General features: G+C 74.7%; 11 protein-coding genes. 10 read left to right on the forward strand and 1 reads right to left on the reverse strand.

Annotated features, from left to right (window positions below):
* Window positions 1-262: 262 nt before the first annotated feature.
* Together ACFVU3_RS38505 and ACFVU3_RS38510 are read left to right on the forward strand one after the other, a co-directional pair.
* Window positions 263-4,072 carry a glycosyltransferase gene (locus tag ACFVU3_RS38505; RefSeq protein WP_390073450.1) on the forward strand — a complete coding sequence of 1,270 codons (3,810 nt, stop codon included), beginning with the start codon at window positions 263-265 and terminating at the stop codon, window positions 4,070-4,072.
* Complete coding sequence (locus ACFVU3_RS38510) at window positions 4,069-5,598, forward strand: DUF5719 family protein (RefSeq protein WP_390073451.1); 1,530 nt, start codon at window positions 4,069-4,071, stop codon at window positions 5,596-5,598. The genes ACFVU3_RS38505 and ACFVU3_RS38510 overlap by 4 nt, the downstream gene beginning before the upstream one ends.
* A 70-nt stretch (window positions 5,599-5,668) precedes the next feature.
* On the opposite strand, the gene ACFVU3_RS38515 is transcribed toward ACFVU3_RS38510, so the two are convergent.
* Window positions 5,669-6,133: a metallopeptidase family protein gene (locus ACFVU3_RS38515; protein ID WP_390073460.1), complete on the reverse strand. Its 465-nt coding sequence runs from the start codon at window positions 6,131-6,133 to the stop codon at window positions 5,669-5,671.
* Between the two features lie 299 nt (window positions 6,134-6,432).
* Here ACFVU3_RS38515 and ACFVU3_RS38520 point away from each other — a divergent pair, with 299 nt between their 5' ends.
* From ACFVU3_RS38520 to ACFVU3_RS38555, 8 genes are all read left to right on the forward strand, one after another.
* Window positions 6,433-6,861: a DUF3499 domain-containing protein gene (locus ACFVU3_RS38520; protein WP_390073461.1), complete on the forward strand. Its 429-nt coding sequence runs from the start codon at window positions 6,433-6,435 to the stop codon at window positions 6,859-6,861.
* Window positions 6,862-7,053: 192 nt separating this feature from the next.
* Window positions 7,054-8,421: a phosphomannomutase/phosphoglucomutase gene (locus tag ACFVU3_RS38525; protein WP_390073452.1), complete on the forward strand. Its 1,368-nt coding sequence runs from the start codon at window positions 7,054-7,056 to the stop codon at window positions 8,419-8,421.
* A gap of 112 nt (window positions 8,422-8,533) precedes the next feature.
* On the forward strand, window positions 8,534-8,716 hold the full coding sequence (locus ACFVU3_RS38530) for a Trm112 family protein (protein ID WP_390073453.1): 183 nt from the start codon (window positions 8,534-8,536) through the stop codon (window positions 8,714-8,716).
* A gap of 283 nt (window positions 8,717-8,999) precedes the next feature.
* Window positions 9,000-10,148 (forward strand): SIS domain-containing protein, encoded by a 1,149-nt coding sequence (locus ACFVU3_RS38535; protein ID WP_390073454.1) that lies wholly within the window; start codon window positions 9,000-9,002, stop codon window positions 10,146-10,148.
* Between the two features lie 180 nt (window positions 10,149-10,328).
* The gene (gene manA / locus ACFVU3_RS38540; protein WP_390073455.1) at window positions 10,329-11,480 is read left to right on the forward strand and encodes a mannose-6-phosphate isomerase, class I; all 1,152 of its coding nucleotides are present in this window, start codon (window positions 10,329-10,331) and stop codon (window positions 11,478-11,480) included.
* A 71-nt stretch (window positions 11,481-11,551) separates the two neighbouring features.
* On the forward strand, window positions 11,552-12,517 hold the full coding sequence (locus ACFVU3_RS38545) for a cation diffusion facilitator family transporter (RefSeq protein ID WP_390073456.1): 966 nt from the start codon (window positions 11,552-11,554) through the stop codon (window positions 12,515-12,517).
* A 299-nt stretch (window positions 12,518-12,816) separates the two neighbouring features.
* Entirely contained in the window at window positions 12,817-14,271 is a 1,455-nt protein-coding gene (ahcY, locus tag ACFVU3_RS38550) for an adenosylhomocysteinase (RefSeq protein WP_390073457.1), read from the forward strand.
* Window positions 14,272-14,372: 101 nt separating this feature from the next.
* Window positions 14,373-14,990, forward strand: a complete 618-nt coding sequence (locus ACFVU3_RS38555; protein ID WP_390073458.1) for a hypothetical protein — start codon at window positions 14,373-14,375, stop codon at window positions 14,988-14,990.
* The last annotated feature ends 348 nt before the right edge of the window (window positions 14,991-15,338 follow it).

The raw sequence follows: 15,338 nt of genomic DNA on the forward strand, positions 1-15,338 counted from the left end.
GCGCCGCCCCGGCCCCGCACCGCCCGAAGAGCCCCCGCCGGCCCGGCCCGCACGGCCTCGGGCACCCGCGCCGCCCGGCCCCGCGCCGCCTCCGCCGCCCGGGCCGGCGGGGCCCCGCGCCGCCCCAAGTGCCCGCGCCGAACCGGCCCTCGTCCTCCCCGCACCGGTCCGGCCCCGCATCCGCAGCCGTTAGTGTGGGCCTCCGTCCGAGACGCTCCCCACGCCCCCCGCGGGCGACCCCGGCCGGAGGGCCCGTAGCTCGATGTCCTCAACTCCTGAGTTTCCCAGGCACGTCGTCACCGCCGTGCTCGTCACGCACGACGGAGCCCGCTGGCTGCCCGACGCGCTCTCCGGGCTGCTCGCCCAGGAGCGCCCGGTGCAGAGCGTGATCGCCGCCGACACCGGCAGCGCCGACGACTCCGCACAGCTCGTCGGCGACGCCATCGGCACCGACCGCGTCCTGCACCTCGCGCGCCGCACCGGCTTCGGCACCGCCGTCGACGAGGCCGTCCGCACCGCGCCCGTGCTCGGACCCGAGGACCTGCCCTACCTCAAGCGCCCCAGCGGCTGGGACCCCGTCAGCCGCACCTGGAACGACGAGGCGTACGACCTCCCGGACCTCCCGCACGGCGAGCCGGTCCAGTGGCTCTGGCTGCTCCACGACGACTGCGCCCCCGAGCCCGGCGCCCTCGCCGAACTCCTGCGCGTCGCCGACTCCGACGCGTACGCGGCCGTCATCGGCCCCAAGCTCCGCGGCTGGTACGACCGCAAGCAGCTCCTCGAGGTCGGCGTCACCCTCGCCCGCAGCGGCCGCCGCTGGACCGGCCTCGACCGGCGCGAGCAGGACCAGGGCCAGCACGACCAGATCCGCCCGGTCCTCTCCGTCTCCACCGCGGGCATGCTCGTCCGCCGCGACGTCTTCGAGGAGCTCGGCGGCTTCGACCGCCGGCTGCCCCTGATGCGCGACGACGTCGACCTCTGCTGGCGCGCCCACTCCGCCGGCCACCGCGTCCTCATCGCCCCCGACGCCGTCCTCCGGCACGCCGAGGCGTCCGCCCGCGAGCGCCGCTCCGTCGACTGCGCCGGCCGCACCGCCGCCAGCCCGCACCGCGTCGACAAGGCCGCGGCCGTCTACACGCTGCTCGCCCACACCCGCGGCCGCGCCCTCCCCTACGTCTTCCTCCGCCTCGTCCTCGGCACCCTCCTGCGCACCCTCGGCCTCCTCGTCGGCAAGGCCCCCGGCCAGGCCGTCGACGAGATCATGGGCCTCCTCGCCACCCTGCTGCGGCCCGAGAAGCTCCTCGCCGCCCGCAAGCGCCGAGCGCGCCCCGAGGTCCCGGCGGCCGAGCTCCGGCCCCTCTTCCCGCCGCCCGGCGCCACCCTCCGCGCCGCCGCCGAACAGCTCGCCTCCCACTTCGGCGGGGACGAGTCCGACGCCGGCTCCCGCCACGGCGCCGTCGAGTCCGGCCCCGGCGGCGACGACGCCGACTTCCTGGAGATCGAGCAGTTCGCCCGGCTGAAGAAGATCGCGCGCAAGCCCGGCCCGGTCCTCTTCGCCCTCCTCCTCGTCGTCTCCCTCGTCGCCTGCCGCAACCTCTTCGCCGGCGGCTCCCTCGCCGGCGGCGTCCTGCTGCCCGCCCCCGACACCGTCTCCGAGCTGTGGGGCAAGTACGCGGACGCCTGGCACACCCTGGGCACCGGCGGCACCCAGAGCGCCCCGCCCTACCTCGGCATCCTCGCCGCGCTCTCCGCGCTCTTCCTCGGCTCCACCTCGACCGCGCTGACCGTGCTACTCGTCTGCTCGGTCCCGCTCGCCGGCTTCACCGCCTACTTCGCCGCCCGCGGCCTCGTCGGCTCCCGCCTCCTGCTCGCCTGGGGCGCCGTCGCCTACGCCTTCCTGCCCGCCGCCACCGGCGCCCTGGCCACCGGCCGGCTCGGCACCGCGATCCTCGCGATCCTGCTCCCGCTGATCGCCCGCGCCGCCGTCGCCGCCCACGGCTTCAACCGCCCGGACCGCGGCAGCTGGCGCGCCACCTGGGCCTATGCCCTGCTGCTCACGGTCGCCACCGCGTTCACCCCGATCGTGTGGCCGCTCGCGGTCCTCCTCGGCCTCGGCGTCCTCGCCGTCCGCCGCGACGACATCACCGCGTACGGGCTCCGCTTCCTCGCCGCCGCCGGCACCCCGATCCTGGCCCTGGCGCCCTGGTCGCTCTCCCTGCTGACCGACCCCGCCGCCTTCCTCCACGAGGCGGGCCTCGACCTCCGCACCGGCACCGCCACCGCCGTCGACCTGCTCGCGAGCAACCCCGGCGGCCCCGGCACCACCGGCGGGATCCTCCTCCTCGGCCTGGTCCTCGCCGCGCTCGCCGCCCTCCTCCGCGAGGAGCGCCGCTTCGCCGTCCTCGCCGCCTGGACCGCCGCCCTCGCCGGCCTCCTCTTCGCGGCCCTGGCCAACGGCGCCGGAGGCACCGGCTGGGCCGGCCCCGCCACCCTCGTCTACGGCTCCGCCCTCATCGCCGCCGGCATGCTCGGCGCCGAGGGCGGCCGCGGCCGCGTCGCCGCCCACGGCTTCGGCTGGCGCCAGCCCGTCGCCGCGCTGATCGCCCTCGCCTGCGCCCTCGGCCCCGCCGCCGCCGCCGGCGGCTGGATGATCGGCGGCGCCGACGGCCCGCTCAGCCGCCGCGACCCCGTCCAGGTCCCCGCCTTCGTCGCCGAGGAGAGCGGCCAGGAGGACCAGCCCCGCACGCTCGTGCTCTCCGCCACCTCGCCCGACGCGGTCGACTACACCCTGGTCCGCGGCTCCGGCGCCCGCCTCGGCGACGCCGAGCTAACCGGGACCGCCGAGCCCGACCCCCGCCTCGACTCCGTCGTCGCCAAGCTCGTCGCCGGCTCCGGCGCCGACCAGACGCAGGAGCTGAGCGCCTTCGCGATCCGGTACGTGCTGGTGAAGGACGGCTCGCCGCGCCAGATGAGCCGCGTCCTCGACACCACCCCCGGCATCTCCCGGCTCAGCCAGCTCGACGGCGCCGCGCTCTGGCGCGTCGACCGCGAGATCGCCCGCGTGATGATCGTCCCGCCCGCCGCCGGGACCGGCGCCGCGCCGGCCGGCGACACCCCGGCCGCCAAGCCGGTCCTCGTCCCGGCCGGACCCGTCGAGGCCCACGCCGACATCCCCGCCGGCCCGGCCGGCCGCGTCCTGCGCGTCGCCGACCGCGCCGACGAGGGCTGGACCGCCACCCTCGACGGCACCGCGCTCACCCCGACCACCGTCGACGGCTGGGCACAGGGCTTCCAGCTCCCCGCCGGGGGCGGCCGCCTCGACCTCACCTACGACGAGCCGTTCGCGCACACCGTCTGGATCTGGACGCAGCTCGGCCTGGCCGTCGTCCTCGTGGTCCTCGCCCTGCCCGGCCGCCGCCGCGAGATCGACGACGACCTGCCCGAGGAGGAGACGGCCATCCCGGCCCAGGCCACCGACGGCGACGGCCGCCGCGCCCGCCGCCTGCGCGCCGCCGCCGAGGCGGAGACCGCCGCCGCGGCCGCCTCCGCCGAAGCGCCCGACGCCTGGCCCGACGCCCCCGACGCCGGCCACCCCGCCGACCACCCCGCCGAACCCGCCGCCATCCCCGGCCGGCGGACCGCCGAGCCGGACGAGTGGGACACCGCGGGCCAGGACCCGGCCCACGCCCCGCAGCCGTACACCCCCGCGTACGACCAGCAGGGCTACGCCCAGGAGTACGCCGACCCGTACCAGCAGCAGGCGTACGCGTACCCCCAGCAGGGCTACGACCAGGGCCAGGGTCAGGGCTACGGCCAGGAGGGCTACGGCACCCAGGGCTACGACCCGCAGGGCGGCTACCCGGCCGCCCAGGGCTACGACCAGGGCCAGGGCTACGACCAGGGCCAGGGCTACGACCAGGGCCAGGCGTACGACCCCGGGCAGGCACCCCAGGGCCACGACCCGCGGAACCCGCAGGGGTACGCCCCCCACGACGGCTACGCCGGATACGACTACGGGTACCCGCAGGGCCACGAGACCGAGCAGCGTCCCGACGGGAGCAGCAACCAGTGAACCGCCCCACCCTCTCCCTGATCGCGGTCGCCACCGCCCTCGCCGCCGTCACCGGCTTCGCCGCGCTGACCGCCCCCGGCGAGCCCGCCGCCGCGTCCGCCGCCCCCGCACCCCAGGCGGCCCGCCTCCCCGTCGAGCGCACCAGCCTGCTCTGCCCCGCCCCCAGCGTCTCGGAGATCGCCGAGACGCTGACCACCTCGTACACCCCGCCGGCCGCCGGCGCGCAGGCCCCCGCCGCCGGCGCCGACGCGGCCAAGCCCGGCGCGGTGCTCGGCGTCGCCAAGAACCCGAACGCCGCCGGAGGCAAGAAGGGCAAGGCCCCCAAGGCCCCCGCCTCCGTCACCGCCCCCGGCAAGCCCGTCTCCGCCGAGACGGACGGAGCCGTCACCCACGGCCTCACCGGCACCGCCACCGGCACCCTCGCCCCCGGCTGGACCGTCCAGCAGACCACCCTCGTCCCGGCCGGCGCCGCCCGCGGCCTGCTGGGCGTCGGCTGCTCCGCCCCGGACACCGAGTTCTGGTTCCCGGCCGCCTCCACCGCCAAGGGCCGCGCGGACTACGTCCACCTCACCAACCCGGACGACACCCTCGCCGTCGCCGACGTCGAGCTGTACGGCCCCGAGGGCGAGCTGAAGACCTCCATCCCCGAGGGCGTCCAGGTCCCGCCGCACTCCACCGTCCCCGTCCTCCTCGGCCCCCTCCTCTCCGGAGGCGCCCAGGAGAACCTGACGGCCCACGTCACCACCCGCACCGGCCGGGTCGGCGCCGCCCTCGGCTCCGCCGGCGACGGCGTCGGCAGCGACTGGCTCGCCCCCTCCGCCGACCCGGCGGCCCGCGTCCTGCTGCCCGGCATCCCGGCCGACGCCACCGGCGTCCGCCTCGTCGCCTTCGCCCCCGGCGAATCCGACGCCGACCTGAAGATCCAGCTGGTCACCCAGAACGGCACGATCGTCCCCGCCGCCGCCGAATCCCTGCACATCAAGGCCGGCATGACCGCCTTCGTCGACCTGCCGGACCTCACCCGGGGGGCCGCCGCCTCGCTGCTGCTCACCCCGACCGACCCCAAGAAGCAGGTCCCGGTCGTGGCCGCGCTCAAGGTGGTCCGCGGCAAGGGCTCGGACACGGAGATGGCCTTCATCCCCGCGACGGCCCCCGTCACCGCCCGCGCCACCGTCGCCGACAACCGCGCCAAGGGCACCGCCCTCACCCTCACGGCCCCCGAGGCCGCCGCCCAGGTGAAGGTCACGTCCTCCGCCGGTTCCGAGGGCGGCAGCCCCGCCTCCCGCACGGTCTCGCTCAAGGCGGGCACCACGACGGTCCTCACCGACCTCGCCCCGAAGGGCGTCAAGGGCTCCTACGCGGTGACCGTCGAACCGGTCGCGGGCGGCGGACCGGTGTACGCGGCGCGCATGCTCACCGTCACGGAGGACGGCATCCCGATGTTCACCGTCCAGACCCTGGTGGACGACCGGGGCACGGTCCAGGTCCCGACGGCCCGCCAGGACCTCACGGTCCTCGACGACTGACCCCGGGGACGCCCCCGGGGACCCGCGTTCCCGGTTACGGCCGGGTGCGACCCCCGGTCCCGGTGCGGCCTCAGTCCTGGCCGTACCGGGGATCGACCGACTCGGGGGAGAGGCCGAGCAGCTCGGCGACCTGCTCCACCACGACCTCGTGGACCAGCAGCGCCCGCTCGTCGCGCGTCTTGGAGCGGATCTCGACCGGTCGCCGGTAGACGACCACCTTCGCGGGCTCCCGCTTCTCCGCCGGCACCGAACCGCCCAGCGGCACGGTCTCGCCCGACACCGGCGGCGGCACCTCCATGATCATGAACTCGACGTCCTGGAGCTGCGGCCAGCGCCGCTCCAGCCGCTCCACCGAGTCCAGGACCAGATCGCGGAAGGTGTCCGCCCGGCTCACGGACAGCGGGACCTGCGGCGGCGCGACCGGGCCCCGCATCCCGCGGCCGTGCCGGTCGCGGCGGCGGACCCGCGGCTCGGCCGGCGGTTCCCCGGAGTTCTGCGGGGGGCCCGGCGGCCCGGGCGGCACAGGAGTGTCCATCACTGACGCAGCGTAACTCTCCTGGGTCACTCCGCACCGTGGCGTGGACCCGCCGATCGCCCCGCCCCGCCCCACCCCCGCCCCCACCTCCTGTCGAAACCTGAACATTCCGGCCGCTCCAGGGAACGATTCGGCACCCGCGCGCGATCGGCCGTCCGGCCGCCCCTGACCGGATTTCTCCACGTCCCTGTCCGGATCGCCCCCCGTACCACCCCCCTGGCGCCCCCTCCACCGCAGGTCAGAACGGGCACCACTCGAACGGGGGTGGTGGAGGTCACACCGCGACACGGTGGAGTGACCTGGGGGAGAGTCGTCGCGGCCCGCTCAAGAGTGCGGTACCGTCCAACGTCGTGAGCCCTGTACGTCGCTGTTCGCGCACCGCGTGCGGCCGCCCTGCCGTCGCGACACTGACGTACGTCTATGCCGACTCGACCGCGGTCCTCGGCCCGCTCGCCACCTACGCCGAGCCCCACTGCTACGACCTGTGCGCCGAGCACAGCGAGCGCCTCACCGCCCCGCGCGGCTGGGAGGTCGTGCGGCTCTCCGACGGTTCCGCCCCCACCCGCCCCAGCGGCGACGACCTCGAAGCCCTGGCCAACGCGGTCCGGGAGGCGGCCCGCCCCCAGGAGCGCGCCGCCGAGGCCGGCAAGCCCGGCGGACGGGGCGGCGACCCCATGGAGGTCGGCCGCCGCGGACACCTCCGGGTGCTCCGTTCCCCCGACAACTGAACCCCGGACCCCCGGGGGTCGCTCGTCGGGAGCCCGGGCAACGGCCCCGGTCCCTCCGGCGGCCGGCCCCCGAGCCCACCCGCACGGGTCCACAACCGGCCACCGCCCGAGTGCCCCACCCCCGTCCCGGGTAGTTTGGGCGTTCCGCACACGCGCCGCACACGCGTGCCGAGAACTCAGGAGGGTGGATCCGTGACTGCCGATCTGTCGCAGATCGTGAAGGCGTACGACGTCCGCGGGGTGGTCCCGGACCAGTGGGACGAGGAGCTCGCCGAGCTCTTCGGCGCCGCCTTCGTCCGCGTGACGGACGCCGGCGCCATCGTCGTCGGCCACGACATGCGCCCCTCGTCGCCCGGACTCGCCGACGCCTTCGCGCGCGGCGCGGCCCGCCTCGGCGCCGACGTCACCCTCATCGGGCTCTGCTCCACCGACCAGCTGTACTTCGCCTCCGGCAGCCTCGGCCTGCCCGGCGCGATGTTCACCGCCTCGCACAACCCGGCCCAGTACAACGGCATCAAGATGTGCCGCGCCGGCGCCGCCCCCGTCGGCCAGGACACCGGCCTCGCCGACATCCGCGCCCTCGCCGAGCGCTGGCTGGCCGAGGGTGCCCCCGAGGCCGCCGCCACCCCCGGCACCGTCACCGGGCGGGACACCCTCGCCGACTACGCCGCCCACCTCAAGGCGCTGGTCGACCTCACCGCGATCCGCCCGCTCAAGGTCGTCGTCGACGCCGGCAACGGCATGGGCGGCCACACGGTCCCCACCGTCTTCGACGGCCTCCCGCTCGACACCGTCCCGATGTACTTCGAGCTCGACGGCACCTTCCCGAACCACGAGGCCAACCCGCTCGACCCGAAGAACATCGTCGACCTCCAGGCCCGCGTCCGCGCCGAGGGCGCCGACCTCGGCCTCGCCTTCGACGGCGACGCCGACCGCTGCTTCGTCGTCGACGAGCGCGGCGAGCCGGTCTCCCCGTCCGCGATCACGGCCCTCGTCGCCGCCCGCGAACTCGCCAAGCACCCCGGCGGGACGATCATCCACAACCTGATCACCTCCTGGTCCGTCCCCGAGGTCGTCCGCGAGAACGGCGGCACCCCCGTCCGCACCCGCGTCGGCCACTCCTTCATCAAGGAGGAGATGGCCACGTCCGGCGCCATCTTCGGCGGCGAGCACTCGGCGCACTACTACTTCAAGGACTTCTGGAACGCCGACACCGGCATGCTCGCCGCCCTCCACGTCCTCGCCGCCCTCGGCGGCCAGGAGGGCCCCCTCTCCGAGCTGGTCGCCTCCTACGACCGCTACACCGGCTCCGGCGAGATCAACTCCACCGTCGCCGACCAGGCCGCCAGGACCGCCGCCGTCAAGGCCGTCTACGGCGAGCGGGACGGCATCACCCTCGACGAGCTCGACGGCCTCACCGTCTCCTCCGCCGACTGGTGGTTCAACCTCCGCCCGTCCAACACCGAGCCGCTGCTCCGCCTCAACGTCGAGGCCCGCGACGCGGCCACCATGGCCACGATCCGCGACGAGGTCCTCGCCCTCGTCCGCGCCACCGCCTGACACCCGCCCGACACCCCGGACCCGCGGGGAGCCGCCGCTCGCCGAGCCGCGACTCCCCGCCCCCGGCGGTAGGCTGACCAGCACCATTCACTTGGTACGAAGGGACACCTCAATGCCGCTCGAAGCCGGCCTCCTGGAGATCCTGGCCTGCCCGGCCTGCCACGCTCCGCTGAACGACCGCACGGCGGACGAGACCCCCGAACTGGTCTGCACGTCCCCCGACTGCGGCCTCGCCTACCCCGTACGCGACGCCATCCCGGTCCTCCTCGTCGACGAGGCCCGCCACCCGGCCTGACCCGGTCCGCGGCCAGGCGTTCGCGGGCCGGTCCGCAGGCAGGCGTTCCGCCGGGGCCGTGGACGGAGCCTCGGAGGAGGAACGGGCCGGCACCGCCCCCCGGGGCGACGCCCGGCCCCTGCGACCCCCGGTCCCTGCGACCCCCGGCCCCTGCGACGCCCGCCCCGAGCGCCCAGCCGAGCGCCCGCGCCGAACCGCCCCGCACCGCACCGCACCCCGGGCCCGCGCCGCGCCCGCAGCGACGGCGCCCGACAGACCGCGCCCCGCCCAGGAGGCCCGCCCCATGCTGGACGAGACCCTGCTCGACGCACCGGAAGCCCTCGCCCTGGCCGACCGCCGCGGCCTGCTCCGCGGCGCCGCCGAGGCCGGCGCCCGGGTCCGTACCGCCGCCCGGCACGCCACCGAGGCCGGCATCGCCGACCTCCACCCCGAGGGCCGCCCCCGCGCCGTCCTCGTCGCCGGACCCGGCACCGTCGCCGCCGGCGTCGCCGACCTGATCGGCGCCCTCGCCGGAGCCTCCGCCCCCGTCGTACGGCTCGCGCCCACCGGCGTCGCCGCCGCCGCCGGCGCCCTCCGCTGGGCCCTGCCCGGCTGGGCCGGCTCCGTGGACCTGCTCCTGCTGCCCACCGCCGACGGCTCCGAACCCGGCCTCGCCCTCCTCGCCGAACAGGCGTACCGCCGCGGCATCACCGTCGTCGCCGTCGCCCCCGAGGGCTCCCCGCTCTCCGAGGCCGTCAGCGGCTCCCGCGGCCTCTTCGTCCCGCTCGCGATGGCCCCCCACGAGGCGCCCGACGAGTACGGCGAGAACCTCGCCGCCAGCCCCGGCGCCCTCTGGGCCCTCTTCACCCCCCTGCTCGCCCTCCTCGACCGCGTCGGCCTCCTCGAAGCCCCGCCCGAGGCGCTGGAGCGCGTCGCCGACCGGCTCGACCGCACCGCCGAACGCTGCGGCCCGGCCATCGCCACGTACTCCAACCCGGCCAAGACCCTCGCCGCCGAGCTCGCCGAGTCGCTCCCCCTGATCTGGACCGAGGGCGACGCCGCGGGACCGGTCGGCCGCCGCTTCGCCGCCGTCCTCGCCGAACTCGCCGGCCTCCCCGCCCTCGCCGCGGAACTCCCCGAGGCGCTCCCCGCCCACGGCGTCCTGCTGGCCGGCGCCTACGCCGCCGCGGCCGACCCCGACGACTTCTTCCGCGACCGCGTCGAGGAGTCCCAGGCGCCGCGCGCCCGCGTCGTCCTCCTCCGCGACCGCCCCGCCGGCGGCCTCAGCGCCGCCCCCGCCGCCCGCGAACTCGCCCTCGGCCACGACACCGCCGTCAGCGAGCTCGAACCCGAGGAGGGCGACGCCCTGGAGACCCTCGCGGAGCTGCTCGCCGTCACCGACTTCGCCGCCGTCTACCTCGCCCTGGCCACCTCCGGCCACATGGCCCCCTGACACCACCGGCCCACGGAGCACGACACCGGGGGACGGACGCGGCACCCCGCCGTACGCCCCGGGCCACACCGGCGTCCGGTCCCGGACACCCACCCGCCAGATGCCGGACGCCCGCGTGTCACCCGCCCCCTGTCATCTGTCGTCTGACACCGTCACCGCCCCGAGGAGCTGGAAGCCACCATGGAACGCCTCGTCAACACCGTCCGTCCCTACGCCTGGGGCTCCACGACGGCCATCCCGGAACTGCTCGGCACCGCCCCCACCGGCGAGCCGCAGGCCGAGATGTGGATGGGCGCCCACCCCGGTGCCCCCTCGCTCACCGCCCGCGGCCCGCTGAACGAGCTGATCGAGGCCGACCCCGCACGCGAACTGGGCGCGGCCGCCGCCGAGAAGTTCGGCCCCCGTCTGCCCTTCCTCCTCAAGGTCCTCGCCGCCGGCACCCCCCTCTCCCTCCAGGTCCACCCCGACCTGGAGCAGGCCCGCGCCGGATACGCGGCGGAGGACGCCGCCGGCATCCCGCTGGACGCGCCGCACCGGATGTACAAGGACGCCAACCACAAGCCCGAGATGATCTGCGCCCTCACCCCGTTCGAGGGATTCTGCGGATTCCGCGCCCCGGCCGAGGCCGCCGGGACCCTCGCCGCCCTCGGCGTCGACTCCCTCAAGCCGTACGCGGACCTCCTCCTCGCGCACCCCGAGGAGGCCGCCCTCCGCGAGGTCCTCACGGCCCTGCTCACCGCCGACCCGGAGGAGATGGCGCACACCGTCACCGAGGCCGCCGCGGCCGCCGACCGGCTCGGCGGCGCCCTCGCCCCGTACGCCGTCCTCGCCCACCACTTCCCGGGCGACCCCGGCGTCATCGCGGCGATGCTCCTCCACCACGTCACGCTCCAGCCCGGCGAGGCCCTCTACCTGGGCGCCGGCGTCCCGCACGCCTACGTCTCCGGCCTCGGCGTCGAGATCATGGCCAACAGCGACAACGTGCTCCGCTGCGGCCTCACCCCCAAGCACGTCGACGTCCCCGAACTCCTCCGCGTCGTCCGCTTCGAGCCCGGCGACCCCGGCGTCCTGCGCCCCGAGGCGTCCCCGACGGGCGAGGAGGTCTACGAGACCCCCATCGACGAGTTCCGGCTCTCCCGCCTCGTACGCGCCGAGGGCGCCGTCGCCACCGACCTCACCGCCGGCACCCCGCAGATCCTGCTCGCCACCGCCGGACACCCGAAGGCGGGCGAAATCGTCCTGTCCCCGGGCGAATCCGTCTTCGTCCCCGCCGGCGAGGCCGTCGAACTCTCCGGAGCGGGCACCGTGTTCCGCGCCACCGTCGTGGCCTGATGCAACAATGACCGGCCGTACCACGGCCACGGTCACCGGGCCGGAGCATCGACGAAGGGAACAGACAGACCATGAGCGCGTCAGGCGGAACCAAGGCGATCGTGGCGGCCCTCGCCGCCAACCTCGCGATCGCCGTAGCCAAGTTCGTGGCGTTCCTCTTCAGTGGCTCGTCCTCGATGCTCGCCGAGAGCGTCCACTCCCTCGCCGACTCCGGCAACCAGGGCCTGCTCCTGCTCGGCGGCAAGAAGGCCCAGCGCGAGGCGACGCCCCAGCACCCCTTCGGCTACGGGCGCGAGCGCTACATCTACGCCTTCCTCGTCTCCATCGTGCTCTTCTCCGTCGGCGGCATGTTCGCCATCTACGAGGGCTACGAGAAGATCCACGACCCGCACCCGATCGAGGCGTGGTACTGGCCGGTCGGCGTCCTGGTCTTCGCGATCATCGCCGAGACCTTCTCCTTCCGCACCGCCATCAAGGAGTCGAACGCGATCCGCGGCGGCCTCACCTGGACGCAGTTCGTCCGCCGTGCCAAGGCCCCCGAGCTGCCCGTCGTCCTCCTGGAGGACCTCGGCGCCCTCGTCGGCCTGGTCCTCGCCCTCGGCGGCGTCGGCCTCGCCCTCCTCACCGGCGACGGCATCTGGGACGGCATCGGCACCCTCTGCATCGGCGTCCTGCTCATCCTCATCGCGATCGTCCTCGCCCTGGAGACCAAGTCGCTGCTGCTCGGCGAGGCCGCCGGCCTCGACGAGGTGAAGAAGATCGAGGACGCGATCGTCGACGGCGACACCGTCACCCGCCTCATCCACATGCGCACCCTCCACCTGGGCCCGGAGGAGCTCCTCGTCGCCGCCAAGATCGCCGTCGCGACCGACGAGACCGCCCCCCAGGTCGCGAGCGCCATCAACGCCGCCGAGGAGCGCATCCGCGCGGCCGTCCCGATCGCCCGGGTCATCTACCTGGAGCCGGACATCTACGACGCCGCCGCGGCCGCCGCGGGTGCGAACCCGGCCAAGACCCCGGGCGGATCCGGCCACTGAGCCCCCGCACCACCCGCCGAACACCCTGACGAGGCCCCCGGAGCGCGTGACGCCGCCCCGGGGGCCTTGTCCGTGCGGCCTGCGGCCGGTGCGCCGACCGGTGTAGATTCGTGACGAGCCAGACGTCGCTGCTGATGGCGGTCGGGCGGCCCCCCAGGGGACCGGCCGAGGGAGAGAGGGCCTCCGACGACTGCACCGCGAACCACCCGGGCATTCGTGTGCCCGCAGGTGCCTCGACCGCGGTGTCAGGCGCCACCACCGACCCTCGCCACCCGATCCCACGAGGAGCAGCACCCGTCATGACGACTGCCGCACAGCAGGACTTCAAGGTCGCCGACCTGTCCCTGGCCGCCTTCGGCCGCAAGGAGATCACCCTCGCCGAGCACGAGATGCCCGGCCTGATGTCGATCCGCCGCGAGTACGCCGAGTCGCAGCCGCTGGCCGGCGCCCGCATCACCGGCTCCCTGCACATGACGGTCCAGACCGCCGTCCTCATCGAGACCCTGGTCGCCCTCGGCGCCGACGTCCGCTGGGCCTCCTGCAACATCTTCTCCACCCAGGACCACGCCGCCGCGGCCATCGCCGTCGGCCCGAACGGCACCCCGGAGAACCCGCAGGGCGTCCCGGTCTTCGCCTGGAAGGGCGAGACCCTGGAGGAGTACTGGTGGTGCACGGAGCAGGCCCTGACCTGGCCGAACACCCCCACCGGCGGCCCGAACATGATCCTGGACGACGGCGGTGACGCCACCCTCCTCGTCCACAAGGGCGTCGAGTTCGAGAAGGCCGGTTCCGCCCCGGACCCGGCCACCGCGGACAGCGAGGAGTACGGCTACATCCTCCGCCTCCTCAACCGCACCCTCGCCGAGTCCCCGCAGAAGTGGACCCAGCTGGCGTCGGAGATCCGCGGCGTGACCGAGGAGACCACCACCGGCGTCCACCGTCTCTACGAGATGATGCAGGCCGGCACCCTCCTCTTCCCGGCGATCAACGTGAACGACGCCGTGACGAAGTCGAAGTTCGACAACAAGTACGGCTGCCGCCACTCCCTGATCGACGGCATCAACCGCGCCACCGACGTCCTCATCGGCGGCAAGACGGCCGTCGTCTGCGGCTACGGTGACGTCGGCAAGGGCTGCGCCGAGTCGCTGCGAGGCCAGGGCGCCCGTGTCATCGTCACCGAGATCGACCCGATCTGCGCGCTCCAGGCGGCGATGGACGGCTACCAGGTGGCGACGCTGGACGACGTGGTGGAGACGGCGGACATCTTCATCACCACGACGGGCAACAAGGACATCATCATGGCGTCCGACATCGCCCGCATGAAGCACCAGGCGATCGTCGGCAACATCGGCCACTTCGACAACGAGATCGACATGGCCGGCCTGGCCAGGATCCCGGGCATCGTCAAGGACGAGGTCAAGCCGCAGGTCCACACCTGGACGTTCGAGGACGGCAAGGTCGTCATCGTCCTCTCCGAGGGCCGTCTGCTGAACCTGGGCAACGCCACCGGCCACCCGTCCTTCGTGATGTCGAACTCCTTCGCGGACCAGACCCTGGCCCAGATCGAGCTCTTCACGAAGCCGGAGCAGTACCCGACCGACGTCTACACGCTCCCGAAGCACCTGGACGAGAAGGTCGCCCGCCTCCACCTGGACGCGCTCGGCGTCAGGCTGACGACCCTCCGCCCGGAGCAGGCCGCGTACATCGGCGTCAAGGTCGAGGGCCCGTACAAGCCGGACCACTACCGCTACTGAGGCCACCGACGCCCGTCGCGTCACCGGCCCACCGAGTCAGGCCCCCGGCACCACGGTGCCGGGGGCCTGCCCCGTTCCCACCCCACCCCTTCCGAGGACCCATGCCCCGCGGCCGCTACTCGCTCCACGACCCGCACGACCACACCCCCCTCGGCGAGGAGCACTTCCACTGCGCCCCCGGCCCGTCCGGCTGGCGCTACGTCTCCCAGACCACCACCCCCGCCGGCGACCACCGCGGCTCCGTCGACCTGGCCGTCGACGAGCTCGGCCGCCCCATCCGCCTGGAGCTCCACGCCTCCAGCTGGCAGGTGCGCGGCGCCGCCCTGGACGGCGTCACCTGGGTCCGCACCGACCCCACCGGAACCCACGCCACCGAGGGCAACGTCCGCGCCCACGCCTTCACCGGTACGTCCCCGGCGTTCCTGATCGCCCTCACCCGCCTGCTGCGCCTCGGCCCCGGAGCCCCCGAGACCCGCGTCCGCCTGGTCGCGTTCACGGATCCGGTCCTCGCCCCCCTCACCGTCGACCAGTCCTGGGCCCTGCTGAAGCGGGAGACGCACCCCACCGACGACGGCCCCCTGACCGTGGACGAGTACCAGGTCAGCACCCTGGACACGGGCGAACGCCACACGGTCCACATCGCCGGCGACGTGGTCCTCGCGGCCCCCGGCGTCGAGCTGGAGGACCTCGACACCCCACCGTCGGTCTTCCCCGCCTGAGCGCCACACCGCGCCGATGTGCGTCGGCCCCCGCGGAGCTGGTACTGTCCTCCGGTGCCCGAAAAAACCGTTGACACGGTGGACGCGGGGAGGTAGATTCAGATGGTTGCCTGGAGCTGGACAGCTCGGCAGCAATCAACTAGAGTCTGACTCACTCCCGATTCTCATTCGAATCAAGAAAAGCCGCCGATTAGGTAGCCGGAAATGATTCTGATAAAGTCGGAAAGCGCCGGAAGGCCCCGAGAAAAACAAATCGGGACCGGAAAGCACCGAGGAAATCGGATCGGAAAGATCTGATAGAGTCGGAAACGAAGGAAGCGCCCGGAGGGCCTGGAAACAGGAACGAAG

This window comes from Streptomyces sp. NPDC058052 (assembly GCF_042885515.1).
Lineage (GTDB): Bacteria > Actinomycetota > Actinomycetes > Streptomycetales > Streptomycetaceae > Streptomyces.

Excerpts from the sequence above, each read along its gene's own strand:
- ACFVU3_RS38535 (WP_390073454.1), top strand. The coding sequence starts at position 9,000 with ATGCTGGACGAGACCCTGCTCGACGCACCGGAAGCCCTCGCCCTGGCC.
- ACFVU3_RS38555 (WP_390073458.1), top strand. The coding sequence starts at position 14,373 with ATGCCCCGCGGCCGCTACTCGCTCCACGACCCGCACGACCACACCCCC.
- ahcY (WP_390073457.1), top strand. The coding sequence starts at position 12,817 with ATGACGACTGCCGCACAGCAGGACTTCAAGGTCGCCGACCTGTCCCTG.
- ACFVU3_RS38515 (WP_390073460.1), bottom strand. The coding sequence starts at position 6,133 with ATGGACACTCCTGTGCCGCCCGGGCCGCCGGGCCCCCCGCAGAACTCC.
- ACFVU3_RS38545 (WP_390073456.1), top strand. The coding sequence starts at position 11,552 with ATGAGCGCGTCAGGCGGAACCAAGGCGATCGTGGCGGCCCTCGCCGCC.
- ACFVU3_RS38505 (WP_390073450.1), top strand. The coding sequence starts at position 263 with ATGTCCTCAACTCCTGAGTTTCCCAGGCACGTCGTCACCGCCGTGCTC.
- manA (WP_390073455.1), top strand. The coding sequence starts at position 10,329 with ATGGAACGCCTCGTCAACACCGTCCGTCCCTACGCCTGGGGCTCCACG.
- ACFVU3_RS38530 (WP_390073453.1), top strand. The coding sequence starts at position 8,534 with ATGCCGCTCGAAGCCGGCCTCCTGGAGATCCTGGCCTGCCCGGCCTGC.